Origin of the sequence: Variovorax sp. 38R, from assembly GCF_014843395.1 — a bacterium.
Taxonomy (GTDB): Bacteria; Pseudomonadota; Gammaproteobacteria; order Burkholderiales; family Burkholderiaceae_C; genus Variovorax; species Variovorax paradoxus_H.
Map to the genome: position 1 here is coordinate 3,463,492 of NZ_CP062121.1, position 20,452 is coordinate 3,483,943.

19 protein-coding genes are annotated in these 20,452 nt (G+C 68.5%); 15 read left to right on the plus strand and 4 right to left on the minus strand.

What is annotated here, in order from left to right:
• Positions 1 to 17: 17 nt before the first annotated feature.
• Positions 18 to 1,082, plus strand: coding sequence for a P1 family peptidase (locus IG196_RS15925; RefSeq protein WP_192191897.1), 1,065 nt, complete (start codon positions 18 to 20; stop codon positions 1,080 to 1,082).
• 10 nt (positions 1,083 to 1,092) lie between these two features.
• A complete protein-coding gene (locus IG196_RS15930; protein ID WP_192191898.1) occupies positions 1,093 to 1,914 on the plus strand; it encodes a M55 family metallopeptidase in 822 nt (273 codons plus the stop codon).
• Between the two features lie 6 nt (positions 1,915 to 1,920).
• Here the strand turns inward: IG196_RS15930 and IG196_RS15935 are convergent, their stop codons facing one another.
• On the minus strand, positions 1,921 to 3,942 hold the full coding sequence (locus tag IG196_RS15935; protein WP_192191899.1) for a sensor histidine kinase: 2,022 nt from the start codon (positions 3,940 to 3,942) through the stop codon (positions 1,921 to 1,923).
• A gap of 99 nt (positions 3,943 to 4,041) precedes the next feature.
• Here IG196_RS15935 and IG196_RS15940 point away from each other — a divergent pair, with 99 nt between their 5' ends.
• The 9 genes from IG196_RS15940 (at position 4,042) to IG196_RS15980 (ending at position 12,071) form a co-directional block, all read left to right on the plus strand.
• Positions 4,042 to 4,734 (plus strand): response regulator transcription factor, encoded by a 693-nt coding sequence (locus tag IG196_RS15940; RefSeq protein ID WP_192191900.1) that lies wholly within the window; start codon positions 4,042 to 4,044, stop codon positions 4,732 to 4,734.
• Between the two features lie 107 nt (positions 4,735 to 4,841).
• Positions 4,842 to 5,162 carry a hypothetical protein gene (locus IG196_RS15945; RefSeq protein WP_143713719.1) on the plus strand — a complete coding sequence of 107 codons (321 nt, stop codon included), beginning with the start codon at positions 4,842 to 4,844 and terminating at the stop codon, positions 5,160 to 5,162.
• 240 nt (positions 5,163 to 5,402) lie between these two features.
• Positions 5,403 to 7,181 carry a nitrite/sulfite reductase gene (locus IG196_RS15950; protein ID WP_192191901.1) on the plus strand — a complete coding sequence of 593 codons (1,779 nt, stop codon included), beginning with the start codon at positions 5,403 to 5,405 and terminating at the stop codon, positions 7,179 to 7,181.
• Positions 7,178 to 7,573: a DUF934 domain-containing protein gene (locus tag IG196_RS15955; RefSeq protein WP_153284044.1), complete on the plus strand. Its 396-nt coding sequence runs from the start codon at positions 7,178 to 7,180 to the stop codon at positions 7,571 to 7,573. The genes IG196_RS15950 and IG196_RS15955 overlap by 4 nt, the downstream gene beginning before the upstream one ends.
• Positions 7,574 to 7,590: 17 nt before the next feature.
• The gene (locus tag IG196_RS15960; RefSeq protein WP_192191902.1) at positions 7,591 to 8,223 is read left to right on the plus strand and encodes a phosphoadenosine phosphosulfate reductase family protein; all 633 of its coding nucleotides are present in this window, start codon (positions 7,591 to 7,593) and stop codon (positions 8,221 to 8,223) included.
• Between the two features lie 32 nt (positions 8,224 to 8,255).
• Positions 8,256 to 9,209, plus strand: coding sequence for a sulfate adenylyltransferase subunit CysD (cysD, locus tag IG196_RS15965; protein WP_192191903.1), 954 nt, complete (start codon positions 8,256 to 8,258; stop codon positions 9,207 to 9,209).
• Between the two features lie 114 nt (positions 9,210 to 9,323).
• Complete coding sequence (locus IG196_RS15970) at positions 9,324 to 10,664, plus strand: sulfate adenylyltransferase subunit 1 (RefSeq protein WP_192191904.1); 1,341 nt, start codon at positions 9,324 to 9,326, stop codon at positions 10,662 to 10,664.
• A 43-nt stretch (positions 10,665 to 10,707) separates the two neighbouring features.
• Positions 10,708 to 11,037, plus strand: a complete 330-nt coding sequence (gene fdxA, locus IG196_RS15975) for a ferredoxin FdxA (protein WP_056580277.1) — start codon at positions 10,708 to 10,710, stop codon at positions 11,035 to 11,037.
• Positions 10,995 to 12,071 carry an NAD(P)/FAD-dependent oxidoreductase gene (locus IG196_RS15980; protein WP_192191905.1) on the plus strand — a complete coding sequence of 359 codons (1,077 nt, stop codon included), beginning with the start codon at positions 10,995 to 10,997 and terminating at the stop codon, positions 12,069 to 12,071. The genes fdxA and IG196_RS15980 overlap by 43 nt, the downstream gene beginning before the upstream one ends.
• On the opposite strand, the gene IG196_RS15985 is transcribed toward IG196_RS15980, so the two are convergent.
• Entirely contained in the window at positions 12,058 to 13,371 is a 1,314-nt protein-coding gene (locus IG196_RS15985; protein WP_192191906.1) for an aspartate aminotransferase family protein, read from the minus strand. The genes IG196_RS15980 and IG196_RS15985 overlap by 14 nt on opposite strands.
• 110 nt (positions 13,372 to 13,481) lie before the next feature.
• Between IG196_RS15985 and IG196_RS15990 the strand changes: the two genes are divergently transcribed.
• Positions 13,482 to 14,222 carry a TetR/AcrR family transcriptional regulator gene (locus IG196_RS15990; RefSeq protein WP_192191907.1) on the plus strand — a complete coding sequence of 247 codons (741 nt, stop codon included), beginning with the start codon at positions 13,482 to 13,484 and terminating at the stop codon, positions 14,220 to 14,222.
• Here the strand turns inward: IG196_RS15990 and IG196_RS15995 are convergent.
• Complete coding sequence (locus tag IG196_RS15995) at positions 14,206 to 15,123, minus strand: LysR family transcriptional regulator (RefSeq protein ID WP_192191908.1); 918 nt, start codon at positions 15,121 to 15,123, stop codon at positions 14,206 to 14,208. The genes IG196_RS15990 and IG196_RS15995 overlap by 17 nt on opposite strands.
• A gap of 84 nt (positions 15,124 to 15,207) precedes the next feature.
• On the opposite strand from IG196_RS15995, the gene IG196_RS16000 reads away from it, so the two are divergent.
• From IG196_RS16000 to IG196_RS16010, 3 genes are read left to right on the plus strand one after another with little or no spacing between them, the layout of a single operon-like run.
• Positions 15,208 to 16,230, plus strand: coding sequence for a Bug family tripartite tricarboxylate transporter substrate binding protein (locus tag IG196_RS16000; protein WP_192191909.1), 1,023 nt, complete (start codon positions 15,208 to 15,210; stop codon positions 16,228 to 16,230).
• A complete protein-coding gene (locus tag IG196_RS16005; RefSeq protein ID WP_192191910.1) occupies positions 16,227 to 17,453 on the plus strand; it encodes an aromatic ring-hydroxylating dioxygenase subunit alpha in 1,227 nt (408 codons plus the stop codon). Before IG196_RS16000 ends, IG196_RS16005 begins: the two co-directional genes overlap by 4 nt.
• Positions 17,454 to 17,461: 8 nt before the next feature.
• Complete coding sequence (locus tag IG196_RS16010; protein WP_192197036.1) at positions 17,462 to 18,433, plus strand: PDR/VanB family oxidoreductase; 972 nt, start codon at positions 17,462 to 17,464, stop codon at positions 18,431 to 18,433.
• Here IG196_RS16010 and IG196_RS16015 read toward each other — a convergent pair.
• Positions 18,407 to 20,344 carry an adenylate/guanylate cyclase domain-containing protein gene (locus IG196_RS16015; protein WP_192191911.1) on the minus strand — a complete coding sequence of 646 codons (1,938 nt, stop codon included), beginning with the start codon at positions 20,342 to 20,344 and terminating at the stop codon, positions 18,407 to 18,409. The two genes, IG196_RS16010 and IG196_RS16015, sit on opposite strands and share 27 nt — an antisense overlap.
• Positions 20,345 to 20,452: the final 108 nt, after the last annotated feature.

The window sequence follows — 20,452 nt, forward strand, 5'->3', positions numbered from 1 at the left end:
TTCTTCTTTCTCGCTTCATGGCCTCGACGACCTCCCTACCCTTCATCGGCACCCTCCCCGCGGGCACGCGCGACGCCATCACCGACGTCGCAGGCGTCACGGTCGGCCACCGCACGCTGGCCGACGGCCCGGTGCAGACCGGCGTGACCGTGATCCGTCCGCACGCGGGCGACCCGTTCCGCGACAAGGTGCCGGCCGCGGCCGTGGTGCTCAACGGCTTCGGCAAGAGCGTGGGTCTGGTGCAGCTGGCCGAGCTCGGCGTGCTGGAAACGCCGATCGCGCTGACCAACACCTTCTCGGTCGGCACGGTGGCGACCGCGCAGATCCGCGACTGCGCGGCGGCCAACCCCGAGACCGGCCGCGCGCTGCCCACGGTGAACCCGCTGGTCTTCGAGTGCAACGACGGTTTTCTCAACGACATCCAGCGGCTGGCCGTGACCGAGGCCGACTACCTGCAGGCGCTGGCCGCCACCGATGCGGACTTTGCGCAGGGCTCGGTCGGCGCGGGTCGCGGCATGTCGAGCTTCCAGCTGAAGGGCGGCATCGGCAGCGCGTCGCGCCGCGTGGCGATGGCCGACGGCACGACCTGCACGGTCGGCGCGCTGGTGCTCTCGAACTATGGGCGCCAGCCGCAACTGGTGCTGGCCGGACATGCGGTGGGCGAACGGCTCGCGGCACTGCAGCAGACGTCGACGGAAGCGTCGGAGCCCGAGAAGGGCTCGATCATCATCGTCGTCGCCACCGATGCGCCGCTCGACGCGCGTCAGCTGCGCCGCCTCGCGTTGCGCGCAGGCGCGGGACTGGCCCGCACGGGCTCGGTCTTCGGCCACGGCAGCGGCGACCTCGTGCTGGCTTTCTCCACTGCCTACACCGTGCCCGACCGCGCCGACCGGCCCATGCCGGCCGTCGCGATGCTGCACGACACGCTGCTCGACGGGCTGTTCCAGGCCGCGGCCGACAGCACCGAGCAGGCTATTCTTCATGCGCTGTGGCGCGCCACGCCCGTCACGGGCCGCGATGGCAACCACCGCGCCGCGCTCGGCGAGCTGCTGCCGGCGTCTTCCCTTACACCTCTCGTCTGAACACACGTCCATGAAAGTCCTGATCTCCACCGACATCGAAGGCGTGGCTGGCGTCTACCACCACGAGCAGGCGCGCCAGGGCAACCCCGAGTACGAGCGTGCCCGCGTGTTGATGGCACAAGAGGCCAACGCCGCGATTGCCGGCGCCTTCGACGCCGGTGCCACCGAGGTGCTGGTGAACGACTCGCACGGCGGCTTTCGCAACATGCCGCCCGACGTGCTCGATGCGCGCGCCCGTGTCGTGCAAGGCAAGCCGCGCTACCTCAGCATGGTGGCCGGCGTGGAAGAAGACGGCGTGCAGGCGGTCTGCATGGTCGGCTACCACTCGCGTGCCCAAGGCCGCGGCATCCTCGCGCACACGATCAACGGCTTTGCCTTTGCGGGCATCCGCTTTGGCGACCAGGAACTGGGCGAAGCCGGCATCTACGGCGCGCTGGCCGGCGAGTACGGCGTGCCCGTGGTGATGGCCAGCGGCGACGATGTGTTCATCTCCGAGAACCAAGCGCTCTTTCCACACGCGACCTTCGTGCAGACCAAGAAGGCGACCGGTTTCAACAGCGGCGTGTCGCTGTCGTCGGAACAGTCGCGCCAGGCGATCCGTGCCGGCGTGATCGAAGCACTGGCCGCGCGTGCCCATGCGCGTCCGCTGGTCTTCAAGGGCCCGCAGGTGGTCACGCTGCGCACCCAGTCGCCGATGATGGCCGACCTGTTCTGCCAGTGGCCAACGTTTGAGCGCGTCGATGGCGTCACGCTGCGCTTCAGTGCTGACACGGTGGAATCGGCCGTGCGCATGCTGAACTGCTGCTCGGCGATGTCGTCGATGCTGCGCTGAAGCCTCTCAGGGCAATGCGAGGCTGAAGCGCACGTGGCCGTCCTGCCCGGCGCTTTCGAGCCGGGCGTGCCCTCGGTGCAGCTCCGCAATCTGATGCACGAGATACAGCCCCAGCCCCGCGCCCGGTGAGCGCGCCGCCTGGCGGCCGCGAAAGTACTTCTCGAACAGCCGCGACACCTCGTCGTGCGGGATCGCGTCGCCGGGGTTGCTCACGCGGATGTTCAAGCCACCCGCTTCGGCCGGCACCACGTCCAGCACGATCGCCCGGCCCGTCGGTGTGTGGCGGTCGGCGTTGGCCAGCAGGTTGCGCAGCGCCACGCGCAGCAGCCCGGGGTCGCACACCAGCTGCGGCGGCAACTGCCCGTCGTGCCACACGACGCGGCCGTCTGGCCAGTCGGCCACCAGGTCTTCGAACAGCTCCAGCAGCTCGTCGCGCTCGCAGGGGCGCGGCTGGAACGGCGTCTGGCCGGCTTCCATGCGGTCGGAGGTGAGGTACTCGTCGACCAGCGCGGTCATGCGCTGCGCGGCGGCGCGCAGGTTCTGGCAGCGCGCCAAAGTCTTCTCGCGCGCGGCGTCGAGGTTCTTTGCGATCTGCTGCGCCGTGGTGTGGATGATGGCCAGCGGCGTGCGGAACTCGTGCGACACCATCGCGACGAAATCCACCTGCGACTGCTTGGCGCGACGCTCGGTCTCCAGCGCCGCGCGCAGGTCGACCTCGAGGCGCTGGCGCTGCTCGATCTCGCCGCGCAGGTCGGCCGTGCGCCGGCGCACTTCCACCTCCAGCCGGTCGTTCTGGCGGCCGACCACGTGCACGAGACGCGCCTGCGCGGCTTCCTTCTCGCGGCGCAGCTGGTCGTAGCGGCGGTTCAACCGCATGCTCATGAGCAGCAGGTGCAGCAGCGTGCCGATGGCGGTCGCGTTGTCGGTCCAGGCACCGGCCGGCAGCCAGCCCTGGTTGCGCAGGAAGCTCACCACCACGCCCACGTAGTAGATGCCGAAGATGATGAGGAAGGCGCGCGCCTGGCCCTGGTCGCGCGGCAGCAGCCACAGCGCCGCGCCGATCAGGCACACGATGCAGAGCATCGCGGTCCCCTGCACCGCCTGCATGGCCAGGCCGTTGGCGCCGCCGAGCACCAGCACCACGCCCACGGCACTCAGAAGGCCCACCGCGTTCATCGCCACGCGGGTGAAGCGCGGCCACTGCAGGTCAGCGCCCAGCTGCATGACGGCAAACCGGATGCCGATGCCCACGCCGGCGCAGATCGACAGGCTCAGCAGCATGTCGGACAGCCGCGCGGGCATCGCGAACAACTGCTGCGGCAACCCGGCCGACAAAAACTCGACCAGCAGCGCGTTCGAAACATAGACCAGGTACCAGGCGCTCACGCGCTCGCGCGTCATCTGCCAGAACAGGGCGTGGAAGGCGATCAGCATCAGGCCGAAACCGAAGCCCAGGCCGTAGAAGAGGTACTCGCGCCGCGCGGTGCCCGCGTAGACCTCGGGCGCCGCAAAGCCGATGGTGGTCGACATGGCGTTGCGCGATTGCAGGCGCAGCAGCAGCGGCGTGGGTTCGGTGCTCTCCAGCGTCAGCGGCAGCTGCACGTTGCGCGCGTCGATGGGCCAGTTCTCGCGGCCGATGTCTTCGCCCGACTGCACCGCCAGGTGCCAGCGGCCGGCGTCGTCCCGGCGGTACAGCCGCACGTCGTCGAGCAGTGCGTTCCTGAACTGCGCCAGCCACCGCTGCTGCGGCACGTCGGCGGGGCGCTTCACCTCGAGCCTGATCCACACGGCATCGCGCGTGAAGCCCGCGTTCACGGCGCCGGGCAAGGCCTTCCAGCCCGGGGCGGCGGCGGCCTCGTCGGCGCTCAGCTGGCCTTCGGGGTCGCGCAGCATCGACAACTGGCCGTGGCTGTCGACGCTCGCCAGCGGGTTCAGCCGCAACACGCCGGCTGTGGCCGCAGTCGAAAAGAGAAGGCCCCACACGGCGAGGCAACCGCACAACCACAGGCACCGAGCGAGGCGTTTCATGGGCGCGGATTATCGATGCCGCACCTAGAATCTGGGCGCCTTTCACGCCGCTTAGAAACGCTCAGATTCCCCCGTCCGCCAGCCCCTACCCTGTTCCCCATGCGTGATGTGATCCTGCTGGAAGATGAAGCCGTGCTGCGTGAAGAGTTGAGCGAGTTCCTGGCCGGCAGCGGCTACCGGGTCGATGCCGAGGCGTCGCTCGAAGGCTTCCGCCGCACCTACGACCCGGCCCGCCACGGCATCGCGCTGGTTGACCTCGGGCTGCCCGACGGCGACGGCCTGTCGCTGATCCGCGAACTGCGCGAACGCGGCGAGCGCCTGGGCATCGTCGTGCTGACGGCGCGTGGCGGCGCCCGCGACCGCGTGACGGGGCTGGACATCGGCGCGGACTACTACCTGTCGAAAACCACCGACCTCGATGAACTGGCGGCCACGCTGGCGGCGCTGTCGCGGCGCCTTGGCGATTCGCCCGCCGCGGTGCCGGCCGACGCCTGGGTGCTGGAGCTGGGCCCGCGCCGGCTGTCGCCGCCGGGCTTTGCACCCATTGCGCTGTCGGAACAAGACCTCACGGTGCTGCACGAGCTGATGCGCAGCGGCGGCGAAATTGCCAGCCGCCAGCAGATCGTGCAGGCGCTGGGCGAGCACTACCTGAGCTACGACCAGCGCCGCCTCGACACGCAGATTCGCCGCCTGCGGCGCAAGGTCAGCGAGGCCACGGGGCTGGTGCTGCCGATCAACACGGCGCGCAACGCCGGCTACCGCTTCCACGCCAAAACGCTCATCCGGCGCTAGTCCACCGCCGGTCGGACGCCGGGCTAGCGCTCAGAAACGCTCAGTTTCATTTCGATACCCGCCGCTAATCTGCGGCACAGGCAGCGACTTGAGGCACGGATGAAGGCATGAGCGATCTCGCCAGGACAACTTCTTATGTGGTCCCCTACGTGGTCCACGTCAAAGGCCAGAACTTCACCTTGAAGGATGTCATGGTGGCCGCCGACATCTACCGGTTGCGGATCGAGGAGCAGATCGGCGACCCATTGCGGGTCGTGCGCTGCTTCCAGGCCTGGTCGAAGGAGCGCCACCACGGCATCGAGCACCTGAACCGGACCGAGGCCAGGCTGGCCCGGGAATGGCTCAACGCGCAACACCAGGCCGACAAGGCCGCCCGACAGCTGCTGAGCTCGCCGCAGACCCTCGGCTTCGACTTCAGGCTGAGATAGGCGCCCTGCGCAGGCGCCCCCAAGTTTCTAGAATTCAGCGTCCGGCGACCCCGCGCCGGCGTCCGCGCCTTATCCGGAATAAGCAATCAACCGTCTCGCAACCCGCATGGATGCTGGTGAATTAGCTTATCCGCATAAGGCGCGAACCAAAAAATAGTTTGTTTCCATAAGGCGGGCTTTCAGAATCTCGGCTTCTTGCTGGGGCGCTGGACGCACCGCACTTCAAGACACATACGCACGATGTACCAATACACAGAATTCGATCGCCAGTTCGTTCACCAACGCGCTGCCCAATTCCGAGACCAGCTCGAGCGCTGGCAAAAGGGCCGCCTGCACGAGGACGAGTTCCGTCCCCTGCGCCTGCAAAACGGCTGGTACGTGCAGCGCTACGCACCGATGCTGCGCGTGGCCGTGCCGTACGGCGAGCTGTCGAGCAAGCAGCTGCGCGTGCTGGCCCGCATCGCCCGCGAGTACGACGAGCCCGAAGCCGAGGTCTACCGCAAGGCCATCGAAATCCAGGGCCAGCTCGGCAGCCACAAGCTGCCCACCCACTACGCCCACTTCACGACGCGCCAGAACGTCCAGTACAACTGGATTCCGCTGGCCAAGTCGGCCGACGTGATGGACCTGCTGGCCTCGGTCGACATGCACGGCATCCAGACCAGCGGCAACTGCATCCGCAACATCACGAGCGACGAGCGCGCCGGCGTTGCGGTCGACGAGATCGCCGACCCGCGCCCGTTCGCGGAAATCATGCGCCAGTGGAGCACGCTGCACCCCGAGTTCGCCTTTTTGCCGCGCAAGTTCAAGATCGCCATCACCGGCGCCACCGAAGACCGCGCCGCCACCGGCTGGCACGATGTGGGCCTGCACGTGGTGAAGAACGAAGCGGGCGACATCGGTTTCCGCGTGCAGGTGGGCGGCGGCATGGGCCGCACGCCCATCATCGGCACCGTGCTGCGCGAGTTCCTGCCCTGGCAGCAGATCATGAATTACCTCGAAGCGGTGATTCGTGTCTACAACCGCTATGGCCGTCGCGACAACATCTACAAGGCGCGCATCAAGATTCTGGTGAAGGCCGAAGGCCAGCGCTACATCGACGACGTCGAGGCCGAGTACAAGCAGATCATCGAGCACGACGGCGCACCGCACACCATCACGCAGGAAGAGTACGACCGCGTGGCCGCCTCCTTCGTGCCGCCGACGCTGGCCACCCGCGTGCTGCAAAGCGCCGAGAAGACCGACGCCGAACTGCGCGCCTACGCCGCCGACGACGTGATGTTCGCGCGCTGGCTCGCTCGCAACGTCGACGCGCACAAGAACCCCGCGCTGCGCGCCGTCACGCTGTCGTTCAAGCGCCTGAAGCAGGCCCCTGGCGACGCCTCGGCCGACCAGCTCGACACCGTTGCCGAGCTGGCCGACCGCTTCTCGGCCGGCGAAGCCCGCGTGACGCACGACCAGAACGTGGTGCTGCCCTGGGTGCATGCCGAAGACCTGCACGCGCTGTGGCTCGCCGCCCGCGCCGCCGGTTTCGCGAGCGCCAACGTGCACCTGCTGACCGACATGATCGCCTGCCCCGGCGGCGATTTCTGCTCGCTGGCGAACGCCCGCTCCATTCCCATCGCCGAAGCCATCACGGAGCGCTATCAAGACCTCGACGAGCTCGACGACCTGGGCGAGATCGACCTGCACATCAGCGGCTGCATCAACTCGTGCGGCCACCACCACAGCGGCCACATCGGCATCCTGGGCGTCGACAAGGACGGCAAGGAGTGGTACCAGGTCACCCTCGGCGGCTCCGACGGTTCCGCGCTCAGCGGCGCATCGCAGGCCGGCAAGGCGGTCGGCCCCTCGTTCTCGGCGGCCGAAGTGCCGGGCGTGATCGAAGCCGTGCTCACCACCTACCGCGACACGCGCGAAAACGGCGAGACCTTCATCGACACCCTGCGCCGCGTGGGCCACGACCCGTTCAAGGCCTCGGCCAACGGTGCGCGATTCAAGGTGGAGGAAGCAGCATGAAAAAGACATTGAACATCCTGGCCGCCGAAGACCACATCGACGACGGCGACCCGAAGGTTTTGCAGCTCGCCAACGACGCCGACCCGCTCGCCATCGAGGTGTGCCTGGCCGACATCGAGCGCATCGACCTGAACTTTCCGAAGTTCACCGACGGCCGCGCCTACAGCCAGGCCTTCCTGCTGCGCCGCCGCCTGGGCTTCACGGGCGACATCCGCGCCACCGGCGACGTGCTGATCGACCAGCTGGTGCAGATGGAACGCACCGGCTTCTCCAGCGCCGTGCTCAAGGAAGGCGTGGACGCCTCCGACGCACAGCGCCAGTTCGACCGCTTCGCCGCGTTCTACCAGGGCGACGCAGTGAAGACCGCGCCGCACTTCGTGGCCGGCGCCTGAGCAGACAAGAGAGCCCCATGAGCATCGCCACCGACATCGACCTCGCACGCATCAACACCGACCTCGGCCGCAACGCCGCGGGCCTGGTGGACTGGGCCGTCGGCCTGGGCCAGCCCGCGATCATCACCACCAACTTCCGCCCGTTCGAGGCCGTGATCCTGCACATGGTCACGCGCGCCAAGCGGGACGTTCCGGTGGTCTGGATGGACAACGGCTACAACACCGAGGCCACCTACCGTTTTGCCGACGAGGTGACGAAGCTCCTGGGCCTGGACTTGCACATCTACCTGCCGCGCCGTTCGCGCGCCCACCGCGAAGCGGTCGAAGGCCCCACGCCGGCGCTCGACGATCCGCGCCATGCCGCCTTCACCGAAGAAGTGAAGCTGGAGCCCTTTGCCCGCGCGCTGCGCGAAACCGCACCGAAAGTCTGGTTCACCGCGCTGCGGGCCACCGACACGGCCGTGCGCGCCCAGATGGACCCGGTCAGCGTCAACCCGGACGGCCTCATCAAGGTCGCGCCGCTGCTGCACTGGTCGTCCAAGGACCTGTACGAATACTGCGAAGCCAACGGCCTGCCCAACAACTTCGACTACGTGGACCCGACCAAGGGCGAAGACAACCGCGAATGCGGCTTGCATCTGTCGCACTGAACGATCGATCTCCGCCTCCAGGACCCCATCCGATGAACGCCCGTACCGAAGCCGACCTGCTGCAGCCGCCCATGCATTCACCCGCGAACCTGTCCAACACGCACCTCGACGCGCTGGAAGAAGAAACCATTTTCATCCTGCGCGAAGTGGCTGCCGCCTTCGAGCGCCCCACCCTGCTGTTCTCGGGCGGCAAGGATTCGCTGGTGCTGCTCAAGTGCGCTGAAAAAGCCTTCGGCGTCGGCCGCATTCCCTACCCGCTGCTGATGATCGACACGGGCCACAACTTCCCCGAAGTGACGGCCTACCGCGACCAGCGCGCGCAGGAACTGGGCGCCGAACTCATCGTGCGCAGCGTCGAAGACTCGATGAAGCGCGGCACCGTGCGCCTGGCGCACCCGGGCGAATCGCGCAACGCGCACCAGTCGGTGACGCTGCTCGAAGCGATCGAAGAATTCCGCTTCGACGCGCTGATCGGAGGCGCCCGCCGCGACGAAGAAAAGGCCCGCGCCAAGGAGCGCATCTTTTCGCACCGCGACGCCTTCGGCCAGTGGCAGCCCAAGGACCAGCGCCCCGAGCTGTGGACGCTGTTCAACACGCGCCTGGCCCCGGGCGAACACTTCCGCGTGTTCCCGATCTCGAACTGGACCGAGCTCGACGTGTGGCAATACATCGAGCGCGAGAACATCGGCCTGCCGTCGATCTACTACACGCACAAGCGTGAAGTGGTCGAGCGCCGCGGCCTGCTGGTGCCCGTGACCGAGCTCACGCCGCCGCGCGATGGCGAAACCGTGCAGGTGCGCGACGTGCGCTTTCGCACCGTGGGCGACATCACGACCACCTGCCCGGTCGAGAGCCTGGCCGCAGGCGCAGGCGATGTGGTGATCGAGACGCTGTCGGTCGACGTCAGCGAGCGCGGCGCCACGCGCATGGACGACATGACGTCCGAAGCTTCGATGGAAAAACGCAAGAAAGACGGGTATTTCTGACCCACCCCCAGGCTTCGCGCACTTCGTGTCGCTACGCCAACCCCCTCGAAGGGGCAACACCAGCGGCCCGGCAAAGCCGGTTCCGCGGTGTTCCACGAATTGGAGAACCACTCAATGAACGCTGCTGTCATTTCCAACGCCTCGCCCGCCGACGTCCACGGCGACACCGGCACCGCCCTGCGCTTCATCACCTGCGGCTCGGTCGATGACGGCAAGAGCACGCTCATCGGCCGCCTGCTGGTCGACAGCAAGACCGTGCTGCAAGACCAGCTGGCCGGCGTGCAGCGCGGCGGCGAAACCGACCTGGCCCTGCTGACCGACGGCCTCTCGGCCGAGCGCGAGCAAGGCATCACGATCGACGTGGCGTACCGCTACTTCTCGACCGCCAAGCGCAAGTTCATCATCGGCGACGCGCCCGGCCACGAGCAGTACACGCGCAACATGGTCACGGCCGTCTCGGCCGCCGACGCGGCCGTCGTGCTGGTCGATGCCACCAAGCTGGCATGGGCCGCCGAGGTCGAAGACGGCACCGTGGTCAAGCGCGAGCTGCTGCCGCAGACGCGCCGCCACACGCTGCTCGCCAACCTTCTGCGCGTGCAGTCGATCGTGTTCGCGGTCAACAAGCTCGACGCCATCGGCGACGCCGCCCTCGCCTTCGAGCGCATCTCGACCGCGCTGAACGCCTTTGCCGAAGCCGCCGGCGTGAAGGTCGCGGCCATCGTGCCGATCTCGGCCCTCAAGGGCTGGAACGTGGCCACGCGCCATGCCGACTGGGTCGGCTACGAAGGCCCGAGCCTGCTCGAACTGCTCGAAGACCTGCCCGTGACCGCGCCGGACGAAGCCGTGCCCTTCGCCTTCCCGGTGCAGTGGGTCGAGAAGTTCTCGGCCTCGGCCGACACCTCGCAGGGCCGCCGCGTGTTCTGGGGCCGCGTCGCCTCGGGCCACGTGGAGCCCGGCCAGCGCGTGACCGTGCTGCCGAGCAACCAGACCGCCACCGTGGCCCAGGTGCTGAGCCACACGCGCCAGCCCCAAAGCGTGCATGCGGGCCACAGCGCCGGCATCGTGCTCGACCGCGAACTCGACGTGTCGCGCGGCGACTGGCTGCTGGCGCCCGAGGCCTTCGAGCCCGTGCGCGAGATCACCGCCACCGTGGCCTGGCTCGACGACGAGCCGCTCGTCGCGGGCCGCGTGTACTGGGCGCTGCAGGGCCACCGCTGGGTCAAGGCCAAGGTGGCGCGCATCGTCGATCGCGTGAACATCACGACCCTCGAATCCGAGCCGGCAACCCAGCTCGAGGCCAATGCCATCGGCGATGTGGTGCTTGCGCTGCAGCAGCCGCTGGCCGTTCTGCCGTTCGCCCAATCGCGTGCGCTGGGGTCGCTGGTGCTGGTCGATACGGCCTCCCATCGCACCGCCGCCGCCGTGCTCGTGCAGACACCCGCCGCAAAGGCCTAAAATCTAGGGTTTTCCAGCCCCTTCTCCTGACGCTACAAGACAAATGACCCACGTCGTCTCCGAAGCCTGCATCCGTTGCAAATACACCGACTGCGTGGACGTTTGCCCCGTCGACTGCTTCCGCGAAGGTCCCAACATGCTGGTGATCGACCCGGATGAATGCATCGACTGCGCCGTCTGCATCCCCGAATGCCCGGTGAATGCGATCTACGCCGAGGAAGACCTCCCGGCCGACCAGCTCGCCTTCATCAAGCTCAACGCCGAGCTGGCTCTGGCCGACGGCTGGAAGAGCATCACCAAGCGCAAGCCCGCCCTGCCCGAAGCTGAAGAGTGGAAGGACAAGACCGGCAAGATCTCGGAGCTCGTGCGCTGAGCCAGGCGCCCGCACCGATCGAGACCGACGCGCTGATCATCGGCGCCGGTCCGGTCGGCCTGTTCCAGGCCTTCCAACTGGGCCTGCTCGAGATCTCCTGCCACATCGTCGACGCGCTGCCCGCCGCGGGCGGCCAGTGCGTGGCGCTGTACGGCCACAAGCCGATCTACGACATTCCCGGCACCCCGGTCACCAGTGGGCGCGATCTGGCGCAGTCGCTGCTGCAGCAGGTGGCGCCGTTCAAGCCGCAATTCCACTTTGGCGAGCAGGTTTCTACGCTGGCCCGCCAGGCCGATGACCGGCTGCTGCTGACCACCTCGGCCGGCACGGCCTTCCTCGCGAAGACCGTGTTCATCGCAGCCGGCGTTGGCGCCTTCGTGCCCAAGCGCATCACCGTCGACGGCATCGCGCAGTTCGAAGGCTCGACGCTGTTCTATCACCCCGATTCGCTCGACCGCTTCGCGGGCCAGACGGTCGTGGTCAACGGCGGCGACGACATCGCACTGGAAACCGCCATCGCCCTCACGGCCCTGGCCAAGCAGGTCACGCTCGTCCACCGCCGCGACGGCTTCCAGGCCGACGACGCGAACGTGGCGGCCATGCGCGCCCTCGTGGCCGATGGCAAGCTGGCCTTCCGGGTCGGCCAGCCAAGCGCCTTCGACGGCCAGCAACTGCAGATCACCACGCCCGACGCCACCACCGTCGACCTGCCGCTCGATGCGCTGGTCGCCTGCCTCGGCATTTCGCCGCGCCTGGGCCCCATCGCCGACTGGGGTCTGGCGCTGGAGCGCAAGCAGGTGCCGGTCGACACCGAGAAGTACGAAACCCGCGAGCCCGGCGTGTTCGCGGTGGGCGACATCAACACCTACCCGGGCAAGAAGAAGCTCATCGTCTGCGGCTTCCATGAGGCCACGCTGGCCGCCTGGGGCGCCGCGGCGCGGGTGTTCCCCGGCAAGGCGATCCCGCTGCAGTACACAACCACCAGCACGCGGCTGCACGAGCTGCTGGGCGTGACTGGTACTACCCCGCGCTGAGCACCAACGGCCGGTAGGCCTCGATGAAGCTGCCCACGGCGGCGACATAGCGGTCGATGTCCTCCGCCTGCAACGGCAGCGAGAGCACGACGAATCCGCGCGGCGAGGTGTAGATCCCCTGGCTCAACAGGTGGAAGAACAGCAACTGCCGCAAGCGCCCGTCCACCGCCGCCAGGTCGGCCACGCGCTGCACCTCGCCCCGCAGGAAATGAGCATTCATGAGCGAGCCCACGCCGGTGAACTGCATCGCAACGCCCTCGCGTTCGCAGAGTGCGTTGAGCCGTGACCGCATCGCCTCGCCGCGCTCGGCCAATGCCTCTGCCGCGTCGGGCGTGAACAGCTGTGTGAGGCCCGCGTAGCCGGCCGCCATCGTCATCACGTTGTTGTTGAAGGTGCCCGAATGCGCGAGCGCTCCTGTGCGCGGATCGAACTGCGCCATCACGTCAGACCGCCCGCCGAAGGCGCCGAAGGACATGCCGCCACCGATGTACTTGCCCAGCGTCGTGAGGTCGGAGCGAATGCCCAGGCCGTTCGCAAGGCCGTGCGGCCCCAGCCGCGAGGTCATCACCTCATCGAAGATCAACAGCGCGCCGACCCGCGTGGCCCCGTCGCGCAGTGCCTGCAGGAACTCGCGCCCGCCCGGAATGCAGCCGCTCGCGCCTTGCATCGGCTCGACCAGGATGGCGGCGATGTCGGCACCGTGCGCGTCAATCTGCGCGCGCGCCGCGTCCGCATCGTTGTACGGCAGCACGAGGAAGTCGAAGGGCACGGTCGTCGGCGACGGCTGGTCGCCGAAGCCCAACACGCCGCCGTGGTAGCCGCCCGAGAACACGACGATCTTGCGCCGCCCCGTGAAGCGCAGCGCAGCCGTGAGCGCCATCAGGTTCGCCTCGGTGCCCGAGTTGGTGAAGCGCAATTGCTCGACCTGCGGAAAGCGCTCGCAGATCGTCTGCGCGAGCCGGCCTTCGAGCAGGTTGTGGCCCGTGAGGTTGATGCCGCCCTGCATCGCCTCGATGACCGCCTCACGGATCTCGGGGGCCGAGTGGCCGTAGACGCCGGCCGTGTACTCGGCGATGAAGTCGGTGTAGCGGTGACCATCCGCGTCCCAGAGCGTTGCGCCCTCACCCTTGGCGATGGTGAGCGGGAACGGCGCATAGAACAGCACCGAGCGGCTGTTGGCGCCGGGCATGTAGCGCGTCTGCGCCTCGAACCGGCTGAGGCTCTCAGGGTTGCCGTCGGTGAAGCGTTGATGGGCCTGGGCAAGGGCCTGGTCGATGGCGGTATCGGCAGCGGTCGTCATGGGAGACATCCTTTGGGTTGGGGTGCGCCTGGGTCGGTGCGATTAATTGATCAATGCTCAATTAATAATATTTATACAATCAATTCACCGGCTGCACAATGCGCGCATCCATGAAGAAAAAAGCCCCCGAGCCTCGCCCCCGAACGGCCGGCCGCCCCGCAGGCGGTGCGGCGCTGTCGAAGCAGCAAATCGCCGAAGCCACGCTGGCGCACATCGACGCGTTCGGCCTCGGCGCCTTCAGCATGCGCGAGATTGCGGCGCAGCTCGGCGTGTACCCGGCCACGGTGCACTGGCACGTCAGCACGCGCGAAGCGCTGCTCGCCGAGGTTGCTGCCACGGTCATGGCGCAGGTCACGCCGCCCAAGGGCACGCTCGCCTGGCAGGCATGGATCGCCGAGCTGTTCCACCGCTGCCGCGCGGCCGTGCGGCAGCACCCGAACGTGGCGCAGCTGCTCGGGGCGCAGCTGGTGTCGAACGGCAGCCTGCCGACCGAACTGGTCGAAGGCGTGCTGGCGGCACTGACCGAGGCCGGCTTCGACGGCGAACCGCTGCGGGAGGCCTACAACTGCGTGATCGCCGCGATGCTGGGCTTCTTGACGATGGAGTTTTCGCCCCTGCCCGCCGACAACACGCAGGCCTGGGCCGAAGAGCTGCGCGAGCGCGTCCACACGATCCGCCCGCTCGACCACCCGGTGCTCGCGCGCCACCTGCCGCAGCTGGCGAACCAGGCCTTCATCCTGCGCTGGGACAACGGCACCACCGTGCCACTCGACAGCAGTTTCGAGCGGCACATCCAGATCACGATCGACGGGTTGGAAGCTTTCGCGCGCAGGCTCAAGCCGGCGCAGTGAGCGCGATGCGCAGCAGCGCGTCTTTCAGCCACAGCACGCCCGCATCCGAATTCGAGCGGCGGTTCCAGCAGACGACCGAGCGGTAGCCCGGCAGCTCGAAGGGCAGCGGGTGCACCGCGAGCAACTCGCGAAAGCGCTCGGCCACACGCAGCGGCAGCACGGCGACATGGTCGGTCTGCGCCAGCAGGTCGACGGTCTGGCCGAAGCTGGTCATCGCCACGCGCATGCTGCGCGTGCACCCCTGCCGCGCCAGCACCTGGTCGATGAGGTCGTCGAGCGCCGAACTGCCGTAGCCCAGGAACACATGCGGCGCTTCGCAGAACGCATCGAGCGTGGCCGCTCCGCCCAGCGTCGGATGGCCGCGTCGCACCGCGACCACGTAGCGGTCTTCGTACAGCAGCGCCGATTCGCAATCGCTCGGCGGCTGCAGGCGCGGCAGCACGGCCACGTCGAAGTCGCCCTTGCGCAGGCGCTCGGTGAGCGTGAGGAACGAGCTGGTCTCCCAGTGCAGGCGGATGCGTGAACCGCAGGCCACGAGTTCGTTGGCGAGCGTCGGCAGCAGCAGGTGGCTCGCGTAGTCGCTGCCCGAGATGCGAAAGATGCGCTGCGACGACGCCGGCTCGAAGCCCTCGCCCGGCTCCAGCATCGCGGACAGGTCGGCCAGCACGCGCTCGACCTGGCCGGCCAGCGCATGCGCGCGCGCCGTGGGCTCCACGCCGTGGGCCGTGCGCGTGAACAGCGGGTCGTCGAAGGTGTCGCGCAGCCGATTGAGCGAGGCGCTCACCGCCGGCTGGCTCAGGAAGAGCCTGGTGGCCGCGCGCGACACGCTGCGTTCGCGCATCAGGGCATCGAAGGTCCGCAGCATGCCGACGTCGAGGCTGCGGATATCACGTTGGGCCATATCTCATATTCAAAGCTTCGAATTGCCCGCGGGGCAGGCTGTCCGTATCGTCCATCGCACAAGTACAACACGACTGGAGACACGATGAATCGGTTCAGACCCTCGCCGCTCGAGGCGGACAAGACGTGCACCACGCGCCGCCATGCGCTTGGCGTTCTCGGTGTCGGCATCGCCGCCCTCGCCGCCGGCCCCGCCTTCGCGCAGCCCGCGCCCTTTCCCAACCGCGTGGTGCGCATCGTGCCCTTCGGCTCGCCCGGCGGACCGATGGACGCCATCGCCCGCGTCTATGCCGAGAAGCTCAAGGTGCGCTGGAACCAGCCGGTGATCGTCGAGGCCCGCCCCGGCGCCAGCGGCACCATCGCGGCCGACGCCGTCGCCAAAGCGGCGCCCGACGGCTACACCGTGCTGCTCACGCTGCCGCTCACGCACATCAACAACGTGGTGCTGCAGCCGAAGCTACCCTACGACCCGGTGAAAGACTTCGAGCCGTTGTCGCAGCTGGCCACGGGCGGCCCGATGCTCATCGCCCGCGCCTCGGCGCCCTTCTCCACCGTGCGCGAGTTCGTGGCCTACGCCAAGGCGCACCCCGGCGTTTCGTACGGCACCTGGGGCAACGGCTCCAACGCGCACCTGTTCGGCGAACTGCTGGCGCGCCAGAACCACATCGACCTGGTGCACGTGCCCTACAAGGCCGAGGCCGCCGCACACAACGACATGTTCGGCGAGGCCCTGGGCGTGGCCTGGGCCAACCCTGCGACCGCGCGTGGACTCGCCCAAGCCGGGCGCATCAAGGTGCTGGGCATCACGGGCCGCCAGCGCGTGCGCTCGATGCCCAATGTGCCGACCTTCACCGAGCAGGGCTTTGCAGGCTTCGACCTCGACAGCTGGATCGGCGTGTACGCGCCCGCCCGCACGCTGCAGCCCGTGCTCGACGAATGGTCGCTTGCGCTGCGCGAGATCACGAAGCTGCCCGACATCCAGGAGCGCCTGGCGGGCTACGGCTTCGAGCCGCTCGGCAGTACGCCCGCCGAATTCCGCGCCGGCTACAAGGCCGACTTTCCCCGCGTGGCGGACCTGATCAAGGCCGCAGGAGTCACCCCCGAATGAGCGCCGTTGTCCCGCCCTCCGCCACCTCCGAGTGGCAACCCATTTCATTCGACACCGGTACCGCCTACGGCCGCAAGGCGCCGAGCCACAAGCCCGAGCTGACCGAGGTCGGCGCCGGCACGCCCATGGGCGAGCTGCTGCGCCGCTACTGGCACCCCATCGGCCTGGCCGCCGACGCCACCGACACGCCGCGCCAGGTGCGCGTGCTGGGCGAAGACCTCATCCTGTTCCGCGACAAGCGCGGCCGCGCGGGCCTCGTGCACTGGCGCTGCGCGCACCGCGGGGCGTCGCTGTACTACGGGCGCGTGGAAGAAGAAGGCATCCGCTGCTGCTACCACGGCTGGATGTTCGACGTGCAGGGCCACTGCGTCGACCAGCCCTGCGAACCCGAAGGCGGCGCGCGCAGCCGCGGTCGCGTGCGCCAGCCCTGGTACCCGGTGCAGGAGCAGTACGGCCTGATCTGGGCCTACCTCGGCCCGGCCGACAAGAAACCCGTGCTGCCGCGCTACGACTGCCTCGAAACCATGGACGACGGCGAGACGCTGGAGGCCGACGGCAACAGCATCGGCGGCGGCGGGCCGCAGGTCATTCCGTGCAACTGGCTGCAGCACTACGAGAACGTGGCCGACCCCTTCCACGTGCCCGTGCTGCACGGCAGCTTCAGCGGCACGCAGTTCGTGGCGCTCATGGGCCAAATGCCCGACGTGAGCTTCGAAGGCACCGAGACCGGCGTGACGATCACCTCGATCCGCACGCTCGACGACGGCCGCACCTTCCGCCGCGTGGCCGGCCCCGTGCTGCCGACGCTGCGCGTGGTGCCCAACCCGCGCGTGGCCACGTATGGGCGCGTCGAGTCGATCGGCTGGGTGCTGCCCATCGACGACCACAGCTTCCGCATCTACACCGTGGGCCGCGTGAAGACCCCCGGCGACCTGTCCCGCATGCGCTCGCGCCTGAACGGCAAGCTGTGGGAAGCGCTGACCGAGGCCGAGCACCGAGCCTTCCCCGGCGACTACGAGGCGCAGGTGAGCCAGGGCGCCATCACGGCGCATTCGGAAGAGCACCTGGCCTCGTCCGACCGCGGCATCGTGATGCTGCGCCGGCTGCTGCAGCGCCAGCTCGATGCGGTGCGTGAGGGCCGCGATCCGGCCGGCGTGAGCTTCGATCCCGCGGCACCGCCCGTGCAGTTCGAGGCCGGCAACTTCCTCGTGCCCAAGGAGTGAACGGCGTGTTGAGCGGCGCGGGCATCGCGGTACGGGTGGCGCGCAAGACGGTCGAGGCCGAGGGCGTGGCCGGCTTCAGGCTGGTGCCCACTGATGGCGAGCGCCTGCCGGCCTTCACGCCGGGCGCGCACATCGACGTGGCATTGCCCGGCGGGCTGGTGCGCCAGTATTCGCTGTGCAATGCCTCGACCCCCGACGACGAGGGCCACTACGAGATCGGCGTGCTGCGCGATGCGGCCTCGCGCGGCGGCTCGCGGGCGATGCACGACGCTGTCCACGAAGGCTCGGTGCTGCAGATCAGCCCGCCGCGCAATCTCTTCGCGCTCGACGAAAGCGCAACGCACAGCCTGCTGCTGGCCGGCGGCATCGGCGTGACGCCGTTGCTGTCGATGGCGCAGCGGCTGGCCGCGCTGGGGGCCGACTTCGCGCTGCACTGCTGCAGCCGCTCGGTGGCGCGTGCGCCCTACCGACGGCGGCTCGAAGACAGCGCGTTCGCGGACCAGGTGTTCTTTCACCATGACGACGGCCCGCCCGCGCAACGCCTCGACCTTGCTTCAGCCCTCGGCAGTCCGGCCCCAGGCAGGCATGTCTACGTCTGCGGCCCCGCAGGCTTTCTCGAAGCCGTGCGGACGACCGCGCGCGCCCTGTACTGGGCGGACGCACAGGTGCACTTCGAGTCGTTCACGGGCGCTGCGCCGCCGGCTGACGGACATGGGAGCTTCGAGGTCGAACTGCACCGATCGGGCCGCGTCGTTCACATCCCCGCGACGATGACCGTGCTGGACGCACTCGCCGCGGAGGGCGTCGAGATTCCTGTGTCGTGCGCACAGGGCGTCTGCGGTACCTGCCTCACGCGCGTGCTTGCGGGCGAGGTCGCGCACCACGACCTCTATCTGACACCCGCCGAGCAGGCCGCCAACGACCAGTTCCTGCCCTGCTGCTCGCGGGCACTCTCACCCAGGCTGGTGCTCGACCTCTAGCAGCTCGTAGAGCACCATCCGCGTCTGCCGCCCGCGCAGCTCGATCTGCTCCTCGATGCGTCGCGTGGCCAGCCGCCCGCCCAGCCCCTGGAATGTCGTCTCGGACATCAGCGTGCGCGTCCCCAGCTGCTTGTTGATGCCCTCGATGCGGCTCGCCGCGTTGATCACGTCGCCCAGCGCGGTGTACGACAGCCGGTCGCTCGAACCGAGCACACCGGCGATCACGACGCCGGTGTGGATGCCGATGCGCGTGCGGAAGGGCTGCAGGCCTTCGGCCTGCCATCGGCGGTTGAGCTCGTTCATCTCGGCGTGCAATTCGAGCGACGCCACGCAGGCGCGATGCTCCGCGTCGGGCAGGTCGGCGGGTGCGCCCCACAGCACCATGATGCCGTCGCCCATGAACTTGTCGATCACGCCACCGTGGCGCGCGAACACGCGGGTCGCGAGGTTGAAGTAGTCGGTCAGCTGCCGCATCAGCACATCGGCCGGCATCGATTCCGAGATGCCGGTGAAGCCTTCCACGTCGGTGAACATCGCAGTGACGCGGCGCGGCGAACCGTTGGGTGCGAGCGCGTGCCCTTCGGCGATGAGCTGGCGGATCACGTCCACCGGCACGAACTTGCGAAAGGCCCGCAGGCTGCGCGCGGACTCGTCCAGCGCCTGGTTCAGGTGCTGGATCTCGAGCACGCGGCTGGGCTCGCGCGGCAGGTCGTCCAGCTCCAGCCGCCCGATGCGCCGCGCCGTGCGCGCGAGGCTTTCGATGGGCGCCGTCACGAGCTTCGACAGGCGCAGCGAAATGAAGAGCGCGATCACCAGAAACGCCAGCACCAGCAGCAGCGACCACAGCACGTTGCGATGCAGCGCGCCCATCAACGCCTCTTCGGGCTCCCAGCTGACCAGGTGCCAGTCGGTGGCCGGAATGCGCGAGGTCTGCACCTGGTAGTGCATACCCTCGTGCACGAGCGCGAAGGCCATGTCCTCTGTCCAGCCGCGGCTGCCGTTGGCCAGCATGTGCGTGTGCAGCGCACCGAGCACGCCGTCGTCGGGGTCCTCCAACTTCCGCACCGAGTGCGGATGGTCGCTGCGCGCGATCACGTGGTGGTCGGCGCTCAACAAGGCACTGTGGCCGTGGCCCGTGCCGCCGAACAGGCGCACCAGGCTGGAAAGATGACCGAGCGACACGCTGGCGACTGCCACGAAGGTCTGCGTGGCGCCCTCCTCGTCCTGCCGCCGGCTCGGCCGTGCGTGGCTCACGCCCAGCTCCTTCATCGAAGGCAACACGTAGGGCGCGGTCCACACGGCGCGCCGCGCCTTCTCGGCCTGCGTGAACCAGTCCTGGTGCACCGGGTCGTCTTCGCTGCGAAAGGCCTCGATGCGCGTCGTCTCGTAGCGCCGCCGTGGGTCTTCGTCGGCATCGCTGTCGGGCGGCGATTTGTACTCCCAGGTCTCGGTGCTGAAGCTGCCGTCGCGCAGCACCTGCCGCACTACCGGCACGGGGTGGCGCATGGCCATCAGGAAGTGGCCGTCGTCGCTGCCCACGCCGATGCTGTCGATCTCTGGTGTCTGTTCCAGCGCGGCCCAGAGCAGCTCGGCGGTCTGCTCGCCGTCGTGGCCCGCCGGGTGCAGGTCGGGCGTGTGGGCGATGGCGCGCACCAGCCCCTCGGTCTTCGCGAGGAAGGCAAGGACGTTGTCTTCGACGCGGTCATGGTTGACCTTGTGCGCCGACTCGCCCACCTTGGACACCAGCTTCTCCGCGCCCCAGTAGCCGAAGGCCACCAGCAGCAGCGACTGCAGCAGTGCGACCGCGCAGATGATCGTGCCGACGTCGACGCGGAAGCGGCGCAGGCGGGTGCGCGGCGGTTGCTCGGGTGGCGCCGGGGCCGGTTCCGGGTGCTTGAAATCGTCTGCCATGTGTCGTGGTTCCCCGAGGCGTTCTAAACCGCCCTCGCGACGCGGATTTTCATGCGTCTGGGGCGTTCCGCCGCGCAGGGATAAAATCCGCCCCGCGCCGCAGTTCGC